At 74.5% G+C, this 19,116-nt stretch carries 7 protein-coding genes; 2 read left to right on the top strand and 5 right to left on the bottom strand.

Translation table 11 applies throughout. The features are described 5' to 3' along the window. A complete protein-coding gene (locus ACGFIB_RS15715; RefSeq protein WP_142569339.1) occupies positions 1-684 on the bottom strand; it encodes a hypothetical protein in 684 nt (227 codons plus the stop codon). Between the two features lie 545 nt (positions 685-1,229). Between ACGFIB_RS15715 and ACGFIB_RS15710 the strand changes: the two genes are divergently transcribed. Next, a complete protein-coding gene (locus ACGFIB_RS15710) occupies positions 1,230-6,086 on the top strand; it encodes an FtsK/SpoIIIE domain-containing protein (RefSeq protein ID WP_393372177.1) in 4,857 nt (1,618 codons plus the stop codon). A gap of 55 nt (positions 6,087-6,141) precedes the next feature. On the opposite strand, the gene ACGFIB_RS15705 is transcribed toward ACGFIB_RS15710, so the two are convergent. Next, a complete protein-coding gene (locus ACGFIB_RS15705) occupies positions 6,142-6,414 on the bottom strand; it encodes a WXG100 family type VII secretion target (RefSeq protein ID WP_142569335.1) in 273 nt (90 codons plus the stop codon). A gap of 267 nt (positions 6,415-6,681) precedes the next feature. Between ACGFIB_RS15705 and eccB the strand changes: the two genes are divergently transcribed. After that, positions 6,682-8,094 (top strand): type VII secretion protein EccB, encoded by a 1,413-nt coding sequence (gene eccB / locus ACGFIB_RS15700; protein WP_357018328.1) that lies wholly within the window; start codon positions 6,682-6,684, stop codon positions 8,092-8,094. A gap of 1 nt (position 8,095) precedes the next feature. On the opposite strand, the gene ACGFIB_RS15695 is transcribed toward eccB, so the two are convergent. The 3 genes from ACGFIB_RS15695 to ACGFIB_RS15685 are packed head-to-tail and all read right to left on the bottom strand — an operon-like array spanning position 8,096 to position 19,114. Further along, entirely contained in the window at positions 8,096-8,638 is a 543-nt protein-coding gene (locus ACGFIB_RS15695; protein ID WP_357239071.1) for a hypothetical protein, read from the bottom strand. 10 nt (positions 8,639-8,648) lie between these two features. Beyond that, positions 8,649-9,158, bottom strand: a complete 510-nt coding sequence (locus ACGFIB_RS15690) for a hypothetical protein (RefSeq protein WP_393372173.1) — start codon at positions 9,156-9,158, stop codon at positions 8,649-8,651. After that, positions 9,158-19,114, bottom strand: a complete 9,957-nt coding sequence (locus tag ACGFIB_RS15685; protein WP_393372170.1) for a WXG100-like domain-containing protein — start codon at positions 19,112-19,114, stop codon at positions 9,158-9,160. The genes ACGFIB_RS15690 and ACGFIB_RS15685 overlap by 1 nt, the downstream gene beginning before the upstream one ends. Between the last annotated feature and the right edge of the window lie 2 nt (positions 19,115-19,116).

The following is a 19,116-nucleotide window of genomic DNA, read 5'->3' as shown; positions in this document are numbered from 1 at the left end:
TCACTTGACCCCCGGGAGCGTGACGAGGGCGATCTCCCCGCTGGAGGCGTACTGGGCGATGGCGGGCGCGATCGACGTGTCCACGACGATCGTGACCAGCCCGCCCCCGGACCGCCCGGAGGACGCGCTCTCGACGCGGGCGGCGGTGGCCAGCACCTTCTGCTGGGCGCTGCCCGACCCCCGGCCCGCCGCCGGCACGTAGATCACCTGGACGATGTCGCTCCATTTGAGGTCGGTGGGCATCTGGCCGGCCTTCAGGGACAGGCCCACCTTGGCCCTGCCCGGCCCGACCTGGTCGGTCGTCGTGGCGGTCATGCGCTGGGTGAGCAGCGTGCCCGGCAGCAGCGTCACGGCGGCGTACGTGGTGGCCACCTGTTCCCTGAACCGCCAGGGGACGTAGTCGACGCCGGTGTCGGCGATCTGCACCTCCCGCATCGCGGACTGCGGAATGCGCTGCCCGGCCCCCACCTGCTGGGTGATCTGCACGGCCGAGACGCGGTCGCCGCTGCGCATGACCAGCAGCGTGGTGGCCAGCGCGCCGCCCAGGATGAGGAGGACGGCGAGCGCGGCGAGCGCGGGCTTGCGCTCCCTCGGCGGAACGGGCAGCTTTCGTGCGGCCGGTCCGGACAGGCCCGGCCGTGCGGGTGCCCGGCCGTCCTGCGACGTCTTCTCGCTGGTCCTCATGGGTGGGGGACTCCCAAGGGATGAGGGCGCCCATCTGTTTTCGGGCCGCTCGAATCTGTTTATGGTCTTGCCGTTTGTTGCGAATTCACTCCATTATGGCCAGCTCGCGCCGCCATAAGTGCCGCGAAGTGGCGACCCATGCTTATCCGTTAGGAATACGCCTGTCAACGGGAGTGGATCTATCGTCATATCGATACACGGGTTTACTGACACGATATTTCGTGATAGTACGTTTGCACTTCTTTCTCGATTGTCACACCATTCACACTGTTCGTACCACGGCATCCGGGCAAGCCGGAGGGGCGCGCCGGTGTCGCGCGGGCGACGGGTAGACGCGGGGGGCATGTTCACGACGGCGTCGTACGAAGCGCGCGATGACAGGCACCTTTACCGTTTCCGGGAAACGCCCGGATGAGCGCGGGAGTCGCGGCTAGCGTGGCCCCGCGGGCCACGCGGCCCGCGCACCCGGAGATCTTCACGGGGACGCCCCGGGATGAAACGCTTTCCGCGAGGCCGCCGCACAACCGCCTTCTGGGAGTTCGCGCATGCGGATAACGCTCACCGTGGTCGGCGGGGACGGCCGCCGCGACGTGCTGGTCGAGGGCGACGAGAGCACCACGATCGCCGCCCTCGCCACCGCGCTCGACGGCGGCGCCGCCGCCCGCCCGGCCAACGTCGTACGGCTCCCGCACGCCCGCGCGCCATACGACCTGGACCGAGGGGACCGGAGAGACCGCGGAGACCGGGGAGACCCGCAGGCCCGGCCGTCCGATGAGGTGAAGCTGTGGGTCGACGGCCGGCCTGTCGATCCGGACGCGCCCGTGTTCGGCCTGCTCAGGGATGGCGACCTGGTGGCCGTCGACGGCCACGCCGCCGGGGCGACGGTGACCGAGGAGCCCGGCGGGCCGGCGGAGCTGCGCGTCGTGGGCGGCCCCGGCGCGGGGGCCGTCCACCGGATCGGGCTCGGCGCGCACACGATCGGCGCCGACCCCGCGTGCGCGATCTCCGTTCCCGATCCGGCGATGCCACCGGTCGCGCTGGTGGTGCGGCTGACCCCCGGCACGGCCACGGTGGAGCCGGCGACCCCCGCGGTCTCCGGGGGCGACCCGGTGGCCCGGCTCGCGGGCGAGCCGCTCACGGAGGCGGCGCCGTGGCCGGCCGGGGGCATGCTCGCCTGCGGCGGCTCGGTGTTCGCTCTCGGGCCGGTCCTGCCGCCGGACGCCCACCTCGACGCGCTGCCGGACGGCGGGCTCGCCTACAACCGGCCGCCCCGCCTGCAACGGCCCGAGCGGCAGCGGCGGTTCACGGTCCCCACGGAGCCGAAGCGGGGCGAGGGGATGCGGCTGCAGTTGCTGGCCGCGCTGCTGCCCGCCGTGCTCGGTGTGGTCATGGCCGTCGTCACCCACACGTGGTACTACCTGCTGATCGCGTTCATGACCCCGCTGATCATGATCGGCCAGTGGGTGAGCGACCGCAGGCACGGCAGGAAGAAGCACCGCCGGGCGGTCAAGGCGTACCGCGAGCGGCTGGCCGCGTTCGAGCAGGAGGTGGCCCGCGCGGTGCGGCAGGACGAGGAGGCCAGGCGCGGCGGCGCGCCCGATCCGGCCGAGGTGCTGCTCACCGCGACCGGGCCGCGCCGCCGGCTGTGGGAGCGCCGCGTGCACGACCGCGACGCGCTGCGGCTGCGCGTGGGGCTGGCCGACCTGCCCGCCGACCTGGAGTTCGAGCCCGAGAGCGGCACGCCCCAGGACGCGCCCCGCCGGGAGCCGCCCACCTGCCACGACGTCCCCGTCGCGCTGGTCATGCGGCGTCTCGGCGTGGCCGGGCTCACCGGCCCCAGAGACATGGCACTCGGCTGCGCCCGCTGGCTCGTCGGCCAGGCCGCCGCCCTGCACAGCCCGCGCGACCTGGCCATCGTGGTGCTGTCCGCCAACGCGGACGGCGCCGGGCAGTGGGGCTGGGTCCGCTGGCTGCCGCACTGCGCGCCCGACGCCGCCGCCCGCGGCGGCGCTCTGTCGTCCGACTGCGCCGCGCTCGTCGGCGCCGACCCCGAGGCCGCCGCCCGCCGGGTCGCCGAACTCGCCGCCCTGGTGACCGAGCGGCTCGACGCCGAGAACGGCTCGGGGCCCTACCCCGGGGCGCCGCGCGGCGCCCGCCTGTCCGGCGGCCCGACCGGCTGGGACGACCTGGGCCGCGCGAGCGGCAACCGGCCCGCCGAGCCGGCCTTCGCCACCTACGACGAGCGGCCGTTCGACGTGCTCGTCGTGCTCGACGGCGCGCAGGTGCTGCGCGGCCTGCCCGGCATGCCGCAGGTGCTGCGGCAGGGTCCGCGCGCCGGGGTCTACACGATCGCGATCGACGACGACGAGCGGCTGCTGCCCGAGGAGTGCGCGACGGTCGTGTGCTGCGACCGCGAGGGCGGGGTGCGCCTCCACGGCGGCGGGCTCGACCCGATCACCGGCATCCGCGCCGACCAGGTCTCGCCGTCCTGGGCCGAACGCCTGGCCCGCGCGCTGGCCCCTCTGCGCGACGTGAGCCGCGACGACCCCTCGGCCGCCCTGCCCGACGCGGTCCGCCTGCTCGACCTGCTGGAGGTGTCCCTCGACCCCGCCGCGCTCGCCGAGCGGCAGGGCCGTACGACCCGGGCCCTGATCGGCGTTGGACCGGAAGGCCCGTTCGAGGTCGACCTGAGCAGGGACGGGCCGCACGCCCTGGTCGCGGGCACGACCGGCGCGGGCAAGTCGGAGCTGCTCCAGACGCTGATCTGCTCGCTCGCGGTGGCCAACCGGCCCGACGAGATGACGTTCGTGCTCATCGACTACAAGGGCGGCGCGGCCTTCAAGGAGTGCGTACGGCTCCCGCACACGGTCGGCATGGTGAGCGACCTCGACGGCCACCTGACCCAGCGGGCCCTGTCGTCGCTGGCCGCCGAGATCCGGCGCAGGGAGCGCCTGCTGCTGGACGCGGGGGCCAAGGACATCGAGGACTACCAGCGGGCACGCGGCGCCACCTGGGTGCTCGGCGCGGGCGGCGTCCGGCGGGCGCGCGGCGGCGGCATCTTCGCCGCCCCGGTGCCGGAGACCGCGGGGAGCAAGGACCTGCCGCCGCTGCCCCGGCTCGTGCTGATCATCGACGAGTTCGCCGCCCTGGTCGCGGAGCTGCCCGACTTCGTCGAGGGGCTGGTCGACATCGCGCGCCGGGGCCGCTCGCTCGGCATCCACCTGATCCTCGCCACCCAGCGGCCCGGCGGCGTCGTGACCGCCGACATCCAGGCCAACACCTCGCTCAGGATCGCGCTTCGCGTCACCGACGCCAACGAGTCGGCCGACGTCATCGACGTGCCGGACGCCGCACACATCTCGCGGACGACTCCCGGCCGCTGCTATGTGCGGGCCGGCTCCGGCGCGCCCGTGGCGGTGCAGACGGCCAGGATCGGCGGCCGCACCCCACAACCGCGCGGCGCGGGGGCGGCCGACGCGGGACAGGACGTGCGCGTCCTCGACCTGCCCTGGCAGGCGCTCGGCCACCCGCTGCCCGCCCCACCCGCGCAGACGGCGAGCGGCAGCGACCTGGCCCTGCTCGTGGACGCGCTGCGGGACGCCGGGAGCGACGTGCCCCGGCAGCCGAGCCCGTGGCTGCCGCCGCTGCCCGACCAGGTCGTCCTCGACGTCGGGGCCCCGGACTCCCCCGGCGGCCTGCTCGCGGGCGCCGCGCCGTACCGGCCGGGGGCCGAGGAGGTGCCGCCGCTGCCGTTCGGCGTGACGGACCTGCCGTGGCAGCAGGGCCGGCGCCCCCTCACGCTCGACCCCCGGCACGGCGGCCACCTGCTGATCGCGGGCGGCGCGCGCAGCGGCCGCTCCAGCGCGCTGCGCACGATCGCGGGCTCGATCGCGGCCGGCGCCTCCCCCGAGGACGTGCACGTCCACGCCGTCGACTGCGGGTCGGGCGCGCTGCTGCCGCTGGTCGCGCTGCCGCACTGCGGGGCGGTCGTCACCCGCGACCAGCTCGACCGGGTGGAGCGCCTGCTGACCCGCCTGCGCGCGGAGGTCGGACGCCGTCAGCACCTGCTGGCCGAGGCCGGGTACGCCTCGCTGGCCGAGGCGCGCGCCGCCGCCCGGTCGCGGGCCGCCCGCGACCGCATGGGCGTGGGCGCGCTGCCCTGGCTGGTCCTGCTGGTGGACCGCTGGGAGGGGTATGTCGCCGCGTTCGAGAACTACGACTACGGGCGGCTGGTCGACACCATGCTGCAACTGCTGAGGGAGGGGCCGGCCGTGGGGCTGCGGGCCGTGGTCACCTCCGACCGGTCGGGCCTGCTCGGGCAGATCTCCACCGTCTTCGAGGACCGGCTCGTGCTGCGGCTCGCCGACCCCGCCGACTACGGGCTCGCCGGGCTGCCGATGCGCGACCTGCCGAGCGTCATGCCCCCGGGCAGGGCGCTGGCCGTCGGCGAGCACGGCCTGGCGGAGAGCCAGATCGCGCTGCTGTGCGACGACCCCTCCGGCCCCGCGCAGGTGGCCGTCCTGCAGGAGCTCGCCCGTACGGCGGCGGCGCGGTTCGGCGGCACGGACCTCCTCGGCTCCGGCACCCTCGGCTCCGGCGCCCCCGGCACCGGCACCCCCGGCTCGGACCTCCCCGGGACGTGGGCCTGGCCGTCGGAGCCGCCGCTGCGGGTGGACGCGCTGCCGATGCGGATCACGGCGAGGCAGGCGCTCGACCTGGCGCCGTCGCACCGGCCGCCGTCGGCCCTGTGGGCGCTGCTCGGCGCGGGCGGCGACGCCCTCACCCCGATGGGCGTGGACCTGCAGGGCCAGGGACCGGCCGCCGTCATCGCCGGGCCGCCGCGCTCGGGACGGTCGTCCGCGCTGGTCACGGCGGCGCGCTCGCTGCTCGACCGGGGCACGCCCGTGCTCGTCGTGACCCCGCGCCGCAGCCCGCTGCGCGACCTCGCCGGGGCTCCGGGGGTGCTCGCCGTGCTGGACGGCAACGCCAGAAGCGTGACCGGGGGCGGCGCCGACGACTTCGGCGGCCTGCCGGGCGCTCTCGATCCGCTCGCTCTGGTCGCCGGGCACGAGCGCTACGTGGTGGCCGTGGACGACGCGGAGCTCATCTCCCCCGACTCCGCGCTCGGCCTGGCCCTGGACGAGATCCTGCGCACCGGGCGGGACGGCGAGCACGGCCTGCTCGTCGCGGGGGCCACGGGCGACCTCGCGACGGCCTACCGGGGGTTCGCGGCCGAGGCGCGCAAGGGGAGGACCGGCCTGCTGCTCAACGTGCAGAGCCCCGCCGACGGTGACCTGTTCGCCGTACGGCTGCCGCGCGGCGCCGTCGGCGGGCCTCCGGGGCGGGGCCTGCTGGTCGTCTCGGGCGCCGCGACCCCGATTCAGGCCGCGGTGCCGGATTGATCACGAAAAGGCCGCCGGTCCGCCGATGGCGGTCCGGCGGCCTTCTGAGTGCCGGTCAGCGGGTGGCGGACTCGATGTTGCCGCGGTAGGTCGTGATGACCCGGGACGCCTCGTTGAGCTCTTCTGTCATGCGCTGGAACGCCGCCCGATAGCTCTGCCAGGCGTCGTGGAAGCGCTGCGCGCCGGGGCCGGTCCAGGCGGTGCCGACCTTGGCCGCCTCACGGTCGAGGTTGGCCATCGTGGCGCGAACCTGGTCCGCCTGCTGGCTGAACTGCGCGGCCATGCTCTGCATCTCCGCGGGGTCGCCGCCGAGCAAGCTGTTACCCATTCAGTCACTCCTTCATCGACAAAGGGGCCGCCCTCACCGTAAATCGTTTGTCAATCCTGTGAACCCCTTATGCCGATCGGCTATATCCAGAGCTGGGAGAACCTGGCTTTTCCCCCACTCCATTCCCCTTTTTCCTAACGTCCGGAACCGTCTCCGCCCCACGGGAGACCGGCGGGGCGGAGACGGCGGCGGAGACGGCGGCGGAGATCACAACGGCGCCGGAGGCCAATATGCTGGCTCCCATGCCCTCGGACAGGGAGAGGTGACGTGCAGACCCGGAAGGACCTCTACCAGGCATACCGGCTGATGCAGCAGCGTCTGGGCCAGGCCCTGCTGCAGGGCGAGCCGGACGTCGCGGAGTCGCCGATGCGGCGGCACACCATCGCCACGTTCTGCGGGGTCCTGCTGTCGGTGCTCCTGCTCGCCGTCTTCGGCATCTGGGGTGTGGTCAAGCCGGGCGGCGCCACCAAGCTCACCGAGCCCGGTCAGCTCCTCGTCGAGCAGGACACCGGCGCGACCTACGTCTACAGCCAGCAGGAGCGCGTGTTGCTTCCCGTGGCGAACTACGTCTCCGCCCGGCTGCTGCTCGACACCGCCGACGTGACGGTGCGCGACGTCTCCGCCGCCTCGCTGGCCGAGCTCCCGCGCGGGCCGCTCGTCGGCATCCCCGGCGCGCCCGACTCGCTGCCGGCCAAGGACAAGCTGGTGCACGGACCGTGGTCGGTCTGCGTGGTGGACGGCCCCGACGCCACCGGGGCGCCGCGGCCGTACGTCACCTTGGTGGGCGGCGTGGACCTCGGCGGCAGGCCCCTCGGCGGCGGCGCCATGGTCGTGGACGACGGCCGGCAGAAGTGGGTCGTCTGGGGCGACCGGCGGATGCGGGCGAGCTCCAGCGCGGTGAGCGCCCTGAACGCCCAGCCCAGGAAGGTGCCCGCGACCTGGCTCAACGCCATTCCCGAAGGCACCGACTTCAGCGGCCCGAAGATGCAGCACCTAGGCAGCAAGGTCCGCGGGCCCGACGGGAAGGTCACGGCGGCGGTCGGGCAGGTCTTCACCGTGCCCGGCATCGGGGGCGCCCCCGCCCGCTGGTACGTCCTGCTGTCCGACGGCTTCGCGCCGATCACCCTCACCCAGGCGACCCTCCTGCTGGCCGACCCGGCCATCAAGGCGGCGTACGGCAGGCGGCCCCCACAGGCCGTCCCGATCGACGCGGCCACCGCCAACGCATCGCTGTCCAAGCAGAGCGTGGTGGGCGGCGGGATGCCCGAGACGATGCCGACGGTGACCTCCCCCGCCTCCACCACGCCGCTGTGCGCGGTCTACTCCGGCACCCGCGGCGGCTCCACCCGGGCGACGCTGACCGTCGGCGCCTCGATCGCCATCCCCACGCCCAGGACTCCGGGCGGCCAGGACACCTTCGACCAGGTGCTGCTCCCGCCGGGAACGGCGGCGGTCGCCGGTCTGCTGCCGGGCGAGGGACAGCTGGGGTCGATCACGAACTACTTCCTGGTGACGGACCAGGGCCGCAGGTTCGCCGTCGCCTCGGCCGACCTGCTGCCGAAGCTCGGCTACGACGCCTCCGACGCCACCCCGGTGCCCGCGCACCTGCTGCATCTCATCCCCGAGGGCCCGCCGATCGACCCGGCCGCCGCCCGCGTGCCGGTGCCGCTCGGCAAGTGACTCAGCTGTTGAGGTGGCGGAAGTCGTCCAGATTCTGCTGGTAGAAGGCGATGTCCTCGACCAGCCGGTCGCGCAGGAAACAGTCGGGCTCCGCCTCCCGGGCGGCCAGCCCCGCCGCGGTCCGGAACGCCTCGGCGGGCACCTCGTCCTCGCCGGGCGGGATGAACTTGAGCGCCTCCCCAAGCGCGTCCCTGGCCGTCTCCCAGCCGCTCACCACCCGCTGGAAGAGCCTCTCGTCCCCCGGCTCCTCGCTGTATTCGAGGTCGTCGGCGAGCGCGAGGCGCGCGTAACCGGCACCGGCGAGCCGCCACTGACCGGGGTCGATCAGCTCGGACGGGCCGATGCCGAACCGCTCCCCCTCGTCCCTGGCCTCCGCCTCGCTCGCGTACGGCACGAGCACCTCGGCCCCGCCGGACCGGACCGTCCACGCCTCGGGCCCCTCGACCGGCGGCTCCTCGCGTCCGGCCCCGTCCACGGTGAGCGCGAGATACAGCCGGGCCTCCGCGAGTGTCCGCGCCTGCGGAATCGGCACTGCCTGCTCCATTCCTCTTACTCTAGGCTCCGGCGAGCTCCCGGTAGGTGTCGCGTACGACGAGCAGCCGGTCGAGGCGGAACCGTCCCGGCTCGGCGGCGCGCACGGCGCGTCCCCGCTCCGACCAGAACGCGTCCTCGGGCACCTCGTCCTGCCCCGGCGGGACGAACTTGATCACTTCCTCGACCGCGGCCCGCGCGATGGACAGCGCCTGCCGCTCCCCTCCCTCCGGGACATTGCCCGCCGTCAGGTCGGCCACCCACAGCCACTCGCCGGGGTCCAGCAGCTCGGACGGCTCCGCGCCGCCGAACGTCGGGAAGCCCGTGGGCGTCACCTCCCGTTCCGGGAGTCCGAACAGGTGCTCCCGCTCGGCGCCGCACGCCGCGCACCGCCCCTCGTAACAGGTGACCAGCTCCCCCTCGACGCTCGCCAGGCCGCTGTCCCAGACGGTGTCCGCCGAGCCGCAGGCGCAGGGGTTGAGGTCGAGATAGAGGTGCGCCTCGTCCCTGCTCCTGGCGATCGAGTAGGGCATCACACGTTCCTCGCGTTCCGCTGTCCGGTGTCCTCCGGTGCGGGGACGGTGTCGTCCTCGTCGGGCGGCTCCCAGCCGGAGGTGTTGCTGAGCCTGCGCATCCGCTCCCACAGGTCGGGGACCGGCGCCTGGGGCGGCACGGTGACCCACGGCGGCGGGGGCGCCACCTGGCCCCGCGCGCCGAGATCGCGGGCGACCGCCTCGATCTCGTGCCGCAGCCGCGCCCGCTCCTCGTCCGAGGTCGTCGCCCGCCATCTGCGCGACAGGTAGGCGTGCTCGTTGTAACGGGCGGAGGCACAGGCGTCGTAGCCGGGATCGAGGGCGTTCAGGAACCGGCGCACCGTCCCCTGCTCCGCCGCCGACCGCTTCTGCAGGGTGTCGCTGATCTCGTGCAGCAGCACCCGGGCCACCACGTCGGGGGCCAGCCTCGGGGCCAGCCGGATCACGTGCGGGCCGGCGCCCACGGCGACCTCCGTACGGCCCGGGCGTCCGCCGCCGGGATCCTCGGGCAGCACGGTGAAGCGCTGCGTGCCGAACCGGGCGGTCTCGACGGTGACGACCGTGCCGTCCGGCGTCGCGGTGACGGCGTGGACGCCCCGGCCGAAGTCCGCCGGGCGCAGGTCGGCGACGGCCGCGGGGATCTCGGCGTTCGACAGGCCGGGCAGGTGCGGGGCCCGGCCGTCGGCCACGAACGCGGTCTTGGGGATGGGCTCGGCCGTCACGCTGCCGGGCGGGGCGGTGATGAGGGTGGTGCCGCCCCAGGTGGCGTCCGCGGCCGTCTCGGGCACCGGCCAGCCCGGGTCGGCCGGTGCGGGCCTGGCGACGCCGAGGGCGTCGAGCCGTTCGCCGATCCGGTCGGCGAACCCGTCGGACCGCCCGCCGTACAGGTCACGCAGGTCGAGGCCGTGCCCCTCGGCCAGCGCCACCAGATCGGGCGGCACCGTGCCGAGCGCCTCGGCGAAGGACTCGCCCGTCAGCTCGCCGGCGGGCGTGGCCAGGTAGCGCTCGACGCTGCCGTCGGGCCGCCTGAGGTGGAGGTGGACGTCGGCGCCGAGGTCGCGCGCGAGCAGCCTGGCCTCCTCCACGAGAGCCATCGAACCGGGCGGCGTCGCCGGCGTCGCATTCGTCTGCGTGGGATTCGCCGGCGTCGGATTCGTCGGCGTCGGATTCGTCGGCACCGCATTCGTCGGCGTCGCATTCGTTGGGCCGATGTCGGCGACGATGCCCACCGGCAGCGTCCCCGTGCGTCCTCTGAGCGCCGCGGCCATCGCTCTGCTGGGTGCCGCCGGGTCGTACGACGGCTGCCTGGCGGCCAGCGCGCGCACGGTGTCGTGGGAGAGGAAGACGCCGGGCGTGGCCGCCCTCTGCCGGTGGAAGTCCCACAGCGGCCGGGTCGCGCCCGCGTCGCGCCGCGCCAGCATCTCCTCCAGCGCGTACTGGAACATGATCAGATGGGCCGTGCCGGTCGCGCCGTGCGGGATGTCCTCGGTCCGCAGCACCGTCTCCGCGCCACCGCGCGCCACCTGGCGCACCTCGAACCGGAGGTCGAAGTCGACCCGGAACCGCACCTTGGCCCCGGTGCTCTTCGCGAAGACGCTGGTCTCGTCGCGGTTGCCGCCGCTGCCCGAGCTCGACTGCGCGGTCTGGTCGCCGGCGCCCAGGTCGGCGCCGATCCCGGCGGCGTGCCCCCCGCTGTACGTACGGCCGAGCGGCAGTAGCTGCCCCCGGTCGGTGGCCGTTCCCGCCGTGTTCTGCTCGCGGTCTACCAGCCCGAGTTCGGTGTCGTTCAGGCCCAGGGCCATCGGGTCGGGTTCGGACAGGCCGGCGTGTATCCGCACGTCCACCACCCGGCCGGGTCTGCCCGGCATGGGCAGCCGGATGAGCCGGTGCCCGTCGGGGCCGGTCATCCGCTCCAGCCGGGTCGTGAGGCCGTTCCCGGTGAGCGCCTTGGCCAGTTCGGCGTAGTGCTCCATGGTGGCGGCCCCGCCGAGCAGGTCCTTGCGGGAGAGCCGGTCGAACACGGCGCGCAGCAGCCCGTCGGCCCTGAGCCCCTCGGTCGCGAACACCTCCGGCGGCACGACCCTCCGCACGTCGGGCCGGGCGGGCGGCCGCGCGGCGACCGTGCCCTCCTTCGCCACCATGCCGTCCGGCAGCACTCGGATCATCGTGCCGTCCAGCGTGACACGGCCGGCCCGGGGGACGCGGGTGGTCTTCGCGACGGCGCCGCGCAGGCGGCTCGACGTGCGTTCGACCTCGATCGTGACGGTCAGCGGATGCTCGACGAGCTGCCCGCCGCGGAATGCCGCGTGGCGCTGGATGCGGGTCCGCTGCGTGCCGGTGGTGGCCGTGCCGGTGTGCGAGCGGTCGGTGGCGACCGCGCGGCCGCCGCTGCCGGCGTCCTGTCCCGCTCCGGCGTTCGCGTTGCCGCCGAACGTCTTGCCCGACGACTCGGCGTGGTCCTCCTGCGTGTACGTGTAGTCCTGGAGGATCTGGCCGAAGTTGTGGACGTTTCCGCGGTACGTCGCCTCGTCGCCGTGGAGCACCGCGCTGATCCTGACCGTGACGTCCTCGGTGAGGTGCGGGCCGATCCTGAGCGAGTACGTCTTGACGAAGCCCTCCGTCCCGCTCATGTCGTCGATCTTGCCCCACCAGCGCTTGCCGGCGAAGTCGCCGAACAGGCTGCGCAGCAGGACCGGGTCCCGCTTCAGCGCGCCGGGCGCCACCTTCCCGATCTGGTCGAGCACCTGGTCGATCAGGCGGGTCGGCGTGCCGTCCGGGGCCGTGAGCTCGGCCTTCTTCACGGTGCTCTCGCCGAGGGAGTCACGGTAGAGGTCGGGGACGTCCACGCGGCTGGCGAGGTCCGGCAGCCTGTCGTGCATCTGCTTGAGCCGGTTCCCCTCGGCCGCCACGCGCATCGGGAAGTCCTTGGCGAGCCGCTCGGTGAGCACATCGCGGGGGTGCTTGTGCTCCAGGTCGGGCCGGGGGTGACCGTTCCTTCGCGCCAGCGCCCGGTCGGCCAGGTATCTGCGGACCAGCGGCACCGCCGTACGCGGGTCGAGCCGGAGGTTGCCGTCCAGCAGTCGCGTCACCGCGTCGGCCACCTGGTCGAGGGGCAGCTTGAGCCGGCCCGTGCCGTAGAAATCGAGCGCGTCGCGCTCGGGAAGGGAGTAGACGACCGTCCTGTCCCGCAGCGGCGCGGCGTCGGCCCGCCGGTTGCCCGTCTCGTCCCCGGAAACCGTGATGTCCGCCTTCATCTCGAACACGTAGTGCTTGCCGGTGTCGATGGCCAGCCGTTCCCTGCCCCAGATCGCCGTGTCGGAGATCGCCGACGACCTGCTCCCCGCTCCGGACGCGCCGGCCTCCTCCTTGCCGCCGAACGGGCCGGGCAGCGCCTCGCTCACACCGGTCGAGGCGTCCACCGACCGTCCGGAGCGCGTCTCCGTCCGCGTGGTGTGCGCGCCCATCGTGAAGTTGATGTCGCCGACCACCAGGTCGGCCGCGGTCACGAACGTCGACTCGCCCGGCCGGGCCGTGACCCACGCCGACGCCCGGTGCGTACGCAGGCCGCGCGGGCGCACGGCCAGGGCGGTGCTGTACGTCGTGGCGGGTTCGGCGGGGTCGGCGAGCAGCCATTCCGGGTGGGAGATGAGGTTGCGCATGGTGAACGCCTCGGCGAGGTGGTGGAACGACACCGAGCCCGGCCGCATCGCCCTCGGCAGCACCGATCGGAGGGAGCCGAGCACGCCGGTTCCGTCCACGTGCAGCAGGGTGGCCAGGCTCAGCGCCTCCGGGGACGTCGGGTGGCTGGGCGAGGGCTCGGCCCGCTGCTCCGGCAGCAGGTCGGAGGGCAGCAGCACCCGCATCCACACGTCGCCGCTCCGGGCCAGCAGCGTGGCCGTACCGTCGTCCTCGATCAGGTCCACGGTGAGCCTGTGCGGGACCTCGAAGACCGCCGCCGGAGCGGTGCCCTCCGCCAGCGTGACCAGGTTGCCCGTGTCGTTGAGGGTCGTGGAGAACGTGTGCCCCTTGCTCCAGTGGGCGCCGAACCCGCCGCCGGTCGAGCCGCCCTGGCCCGGCTTCGTCTCCAGGCCGAGACCGGGGCCGACGTCCCGGGACCGGCCGCGCGAACGGCCGACCGAGCGGCCGGAGGTCTCCGACGAGATGTCGAGGTCGGTCACGACGTCGGCGGCGCTGGTGCCCTGGAACTCCTCCTGGCCCGACTGCGCCAGCCGGATGCGCACGGTGAGGTGCCGGCTGGCCCGGCCGATGCCCTGGGTCACCAGGTCGAGGAGGATGCCGTCCTGCATGGCCTGGTCGTACGCGGTCTGCAGACGGGCCGGGGAGAACTGCTCGGCCAGCTCGATCATGTTGGCGATCTGGCTCGCCCGAGTCAGCGGGTCACGCGACAGCCGGCCGTTCTCGCCCGGCAGCAGGCCGCGCGCCCGCAACGCCACCTCGACCTTCGTCCGCACCTCGTCGAGGTTCCTGACGCTCTGCGGCCGCTCGCTGGCCTGCACGAGCGCGGGCCCGGCGCCCGTGGCGCCGCCCGTCGCGCGGCGCGACCAGCCGGGCAGCCTGGGCAGACGGCCCTCCGGGGTGCCGGGCGTCGGATCGTCCCTGAGCCTGCCGTCCTTCTGTACGGCCGACCGGTCGACGGGAAGGCCGTAGCGGTATGCCTGGGGCTCCGGCATGCGGAACAGGCCCCTGCTCTGGCCTTCCACAGGGGTGTGCGGGGCGTCGTCGGTGTTCAGCCGCACGGTCACCGTGTGTTCGAGCTCCAGCGCGTACGCCTGGGTGTGGCCCGCCCAGCGCTGCACGCTCGGCCGGATGGCGGTCCCGCCGGCGCTCATCGACCGCGACCGCGACCAGGAGCGGCCGAGCCCGCCCGTGAGGCGCGGTGTGGCGGTCTTGTAACCGTCGAGACCGGCGGCGCCGAGCATGTGCCGATTGCCGACGGGAAGCTGGGCTCCCGCGGTGCCCCTGATCTCGAAGGACCGGCCGGCCGAGCGCGAGCCCGACGCGCCCGAGAACCCCACACGCAGCCGTTCCAGGCGGTGCTTGGTGCTCGGCGTGCCGACCGGCCGCGCCGTGTCCATCATGACCTCGGTGTGAATCTGCACATAGCCGATCACCCGCCCGTTGACGGTGATCGGGCGGCGCAGTCCCTCGGGGTCGTTGATGGCCTCACCGAGCCGGGCCGGCAGCTCCTTCGTCATGATCGTGAGGATCTGGTCGCGAGTCATGCCGCCGACCTCGGAGTGGCCGATCCGCGCCGCGGTGCGCTCGGCGAGGTCCTGCAACCCGGTCAGCCCGGTGACCGCGTGCTCGGGGAACGGCGTGCGCTGCCGCTCTTTCGGGTGAATCCGGGTGACCTCGGCCGGCCCCCGCTGCGCGTGCGTGTGCGGCAGATACATCCGAAGGCTCCCGGCGTCGCCGGCCGTGCCGCCGTCCACGCGTGCCGTCTCGGCGCCGGTCGCGGTGCGCAGCTCCACCTCCGCCGAGGCGAGCCCGTCGAGCACCAGCGCCTCGCCCGCGTTGTCCTGCACCGCGCCGGCCAGCGCGAAATCCGACGCGTTGCCGTTGAACGACTCGCTCCTGCCGAAAGTGGAGCCGATCCTGAACACGCCGAACTTCATCAGCATCCCGAGCCAGTGGGTGTCCTGCCACGGCTTGGTCAGGGCGTTCAGGTCGAGATTCGGCGCCAGGCGCACCGCACGGTTGGCGGTGGCGGAGGCCGAGCGGCCGCCCTGCGGCAACTGGCCGAGCATCGACTGGGAGTGCCGCACCGGATGGCCGAAGACCTCGACGAGGTCTGTCACCTTCAGCCGCAGCCGCAGCTCGGCCCGGGTGCCGCGGCCCACCCGCAGCAGCACCCCGTCCTGCGACACCACCCACCTGAAGTTCGACCGCAACACGTGCGACAGCTCGTCGGGCGCGTAGCGGTGGTCGACCCCGGCGCGTTCGAGCATGTCGTTGACGACCTGCGTGAGCCGTTCGAGATGGGGCAGCCGGCCCGCCGGCGTCGCCTCCGACAGGACCTCGGGCGCGGGCAGGGCCTCCGCGAACGCCTCCTTGTACGCGGTGTGGGCAACCTCCGCCTCCCGGGCCAGCCTGGCGATCTCCGCCGGCGGCGTGCCCGTCCGGCCCGCGGGGACGGCGTTCAGGGCGCTCTCCAGCGTCTGGTACGCCCTGCGTGCCTCGACCGCCTGCCGCACCGCCCGCGCGTACGCCTCCTTGCTCTGGCCGGCGCGCTCGGCGCTCGCCCGGTGGGCGTCGCGGTCCGCCAACGCCTTGCGACGGCGTTCCCCGGCGCCGCGGTCCTGTTCCTTCGACGCCTTCTCGGCGGCCTCGTCGGCCTTCTTCGCGTCGGCAGTGGCCGCCTTGGTGCTGTCGATCTTCCCCTTGACCGCCTTGAGCAGCTCGTCGGCGGCTTTCGTCAGCGTGTCCTGCTGGGCGCGGGCCAGCCCGAGCAGATCCGCCACCGGATCGGGCGCGGCGGGGCTCTGCGCGGTGGAGGTCTGCGCGGTGGAGGTCTGTGTCGCGGGGTCGGGGGCCGGCTGGGGTGCGGCGGATGGCCGGGGCGCCGACCAGGGCGATGCCGGGGCGGCGTGCCCGAGCCTCTCGATCTCACGCCCCAGTTGCTCGATCTCGTGCACGATGGCGGGGCGCTCCTGTGCCGGCGCCGCCCGCCACTGCCTGTCCAGGAGCGCGTGCTCGCGATAGCGGGCCGTGACGCAGGCCGTCGCGTCCGGCTCGGCCGTCCGGCTCAGGAAGGAGCGGATCACGCCCTGCCGGGGGCCGGACATCCGCTGGAAGACGTCGCTGATCTCGTGCAGCCACACCCGGGGCAGGATGTCGTTCGCCAGGCGCGGCGACAGCCGTACGACGTGGGGGTCTGCGGCAGTGCCGGACCGGACCCCGGTCCTGGCGAGACGGCCGCCGCGCACCGGGCCGACCTCGAACCGGAAGTGCTGCACGCCGAGCCGGCCCGTGTCCACCACGACCGTCTGCTCACCGGCTGTCCTCAGCGCCGTCACGTCGGGAGCCACGTCGGACGCGCGGAGCGACAGGAAGCCCCGCTCCGCCTCCTGCGGCGACAGGTCGGCCAGGTGCGGCGGCCTGCCGTCGGCGACGAACAGGCTCCGCACGATGGGCCGGGCGGTCACGTTCCCCCGCCCCCGGGTCGTACGCGGTCCCGGCCGCGTCCCCGGCCCCGCCGGGTTGGCCGTTTGAGCGGAGTTCGCCGCCGGAGCGGCCCCCGTGTTGGAGGAGGCCGTGTTGGAGGAGGCCGTGTTGGGCGAGGCCGCGGCGTTCGACGACGCCCCGGCGGAGGCCGCGACGGCCTGGCCTCCGCTCGCCGGGTTGGGTGTCCCGTTCGTGCCGGAGGTGGACGCGATCCCGGCGAGGCTATCGGCGCGCCGGACGATGTCCGCGGCGATGTCGGAGGAGCGGCCGACGCGAAGGGCGTGGTCGAGTCCGTGCGGCGGGACCGCCGCCTCCTCCACCAGTCCGGCCCCCGCGTCGCTCAGCCGGTCGGGCCGCCAGCCGCGTGGGTTGTCCTCCAGCACCTCGCCCGCCACAGCAACTGCGGCGGCGCGGCTGTCCGGCGTCGCGTCGGCGAGCCGGGCGAGCGCGTCGAGGGCCCCCTCGACCGGGAGCCCCAGGCTCTCCTCGGCAATCCTCGCCCCCAGCAGGGCGGCCGCCTCAGCGCGGAGCCGAGGTGTGTCCACCCCCTCGGCGGCACGCGCCGTCAGCCGATCCGCGAGGGCCTTCATGTCCTCGCCCGGCAGTTGTATCGGCCTTCCCTCGGGACCGGTCAGCCTGGCGCCCCGGCCGTCGCGCAGGAAGAGCACGTCGGGCGCGATCGTGAACAGCACGTCGGAGACCGCGGTACGAGCCGACGCCTGCAGCGCGGCGCTGCCGGAAGTGGTGCCGCCGGTCGTCCCGGAGGACGCCGAGGCCGAGGCAGCCGGGGCCTGAGCACCCGGGGCCGGGGCAGCCGACGCAGCCGGTGACGCCGCGGCGGGTGACGTGGCGGGTGAGGTGGTGCCACCGGGAAGAGATGCGGCCGACGGCGCGACGGAGGGCGTCCCCGTGGACGCGGGGGCAGGCGTGGGGGTCGCGGCCGGCGTGGGGCTCGCGGTGGAGGTGGCGGGTGTGGCCGGGGCGGGCGTGCCGGAACCGGCTGTGCCGGGGGTGGCACCACCCACGTTGGCGGTACTGCCTATGCCGGGGTTCGTTGGGCCCGCGCCGGACGGTGCGGGGGACGGCGCGGTGCTCGCCGCCTGGGTGGACCCGCTCGGCGTCGCGGCCCCCGCCTGGCCGACCCCGGACGCGGCTGGCTGGCCGGTGGCGGCCGACGGAGCGCTGGTGGCGGGGGAAGCGGCCGTCGCCTGGCCGGACGCTGCGGGGGACGGCGCGGTGCTCGCCGCCTGGGTGGACCCGCTCGGCGTCGCGGCCGCAGTCTGGCCGGCGCCGGATGTGGCGGGCTGGCCGCCGGAGGGCGGCCCCGCAACAGACGCGGGGCTCGTGCTGCCCGAGCCCGTGGACCCACCGGTGCCAGTCGTCTGGCCGGAGGGCGGCCCCACGACGGACGCGGTGCTCGTGCTCCCCGAGCTTGTGGACCCGCCGGTGCCTGTGATCTGGCCGCCGCCGGCCGTGTTCGTGGACGCGGCCCCCGGATCGCCGCCCGAAGGCTGCCCGGCGGCGGAGGCCGGAGACGTACCGGAGAGGGCACGGGTCAGGTCGGTGCGCAGGCTGGTGTCGTACGCCGAGGCCAGGGCGGTACGCGGGCTGATACCCGCCTCGATCGCGTCCAGGTTGAACGGGCTGATCGTGTTTGTACGGGCGGCGCCCGACAGGGCGGCTCCGAGCAGCGACTCCCCGTCGGGCATCTCCCACTGGCCGTACACGAGCCCGTTGGCGAGGACGCTTCCGGCCGGAGAGGCGATCACGTTGGTCAGGCCGGTCGTCAGCGCCCGGCCGGGGAAGCGCTTGAACGCGTTGCCGAAGCCGGGGGCGTCGGTGTTCAGCCTCCTGAGCAGGGGCGTCCTGTTGACCAGGTTGCTGACGGGGCGCGCGGCCCCCATGCCGACGGCCGCGCCGCCCGCCGCGCCCAGGGCGGCGGCGCTCGTCATCTTCCACTCCCAGCCGTCCCGGGTGCCCATCTTCCCCTGCTGGAACTGGGCGATGCCGTCTCCGGCGATCTCCTCGCCGATCTCCTCGACGATCTCCCTGCCCAGCGGGTTGGCGAGGATGCGGCCGAGCAGGCCGGCCCGCACCGAGGCCAGCGCGGTCCCTCTGGCGAGCGCCCGGGCCGCGGCGGGACGGCCTGCGGCGAGGGCGAGCTGTTCGAGGATCCTCTCCATCTCGGCGCGGGCGCGGGCGGCGATCGGTCCGACCAACCGGGTGGAGGCGCCGGCGGAGTAGAAGGCCGCCACGAGTGCGATGAACGTGGCGATCAACGCGATCCAGAACATCACGTTGTTGGACAACTTGGAATACTGGGTCGCGCGGGCGTAGTCGTCGGCCTGCGCCGCGTAGGCGAAGTGGTTGTTCGCCACCCCGAGCAGGCCCGACTGCTCCGAGTAGTGCTCGCCGAGCCGTGCCAGGAACGCCTGCATCGACGGGCCCTGCATCCCGCTGAGCACGGCGACCGCGGCTGCTCCCACCGGATCGATGGACTGGACGACGCTCACGGTCGCGGACCGATGGGCCCGGGCGAGCTGCCAGAGCAGGCTCTCGCTCGCCTCGGGCCATGTCTGGCCCGCCGTCAGCATGGCGATGAGGTCGTCGGCCCAGGCGGGCAGCGACTCGCCCCAGGCGGGGGTGACGTCGGCGACAGAGCCGCCGCCGTCGGCGAAGCCGGGCAGCCCGTCGCCGGTCGAGGTGACGTCGCCGTTCGTCGTGGCCGGCTTGGCGCCGGAGCCCGTACCGGTCGTGGAGGAGTGCGTCATCG

The sequence above is a fragment of the Microbispora bryophytorum genome (assembly GCF_043197435.1).
GTDB lineage: Bacteria > Actinomycetota > Actinomycetes > Streptosporangiales > Streptosporangiaceae > Microbispora > Microbispora bryophytorum.
This window is presented reverse-complemented; position numbering and strand designations above follow the sequence as displayed.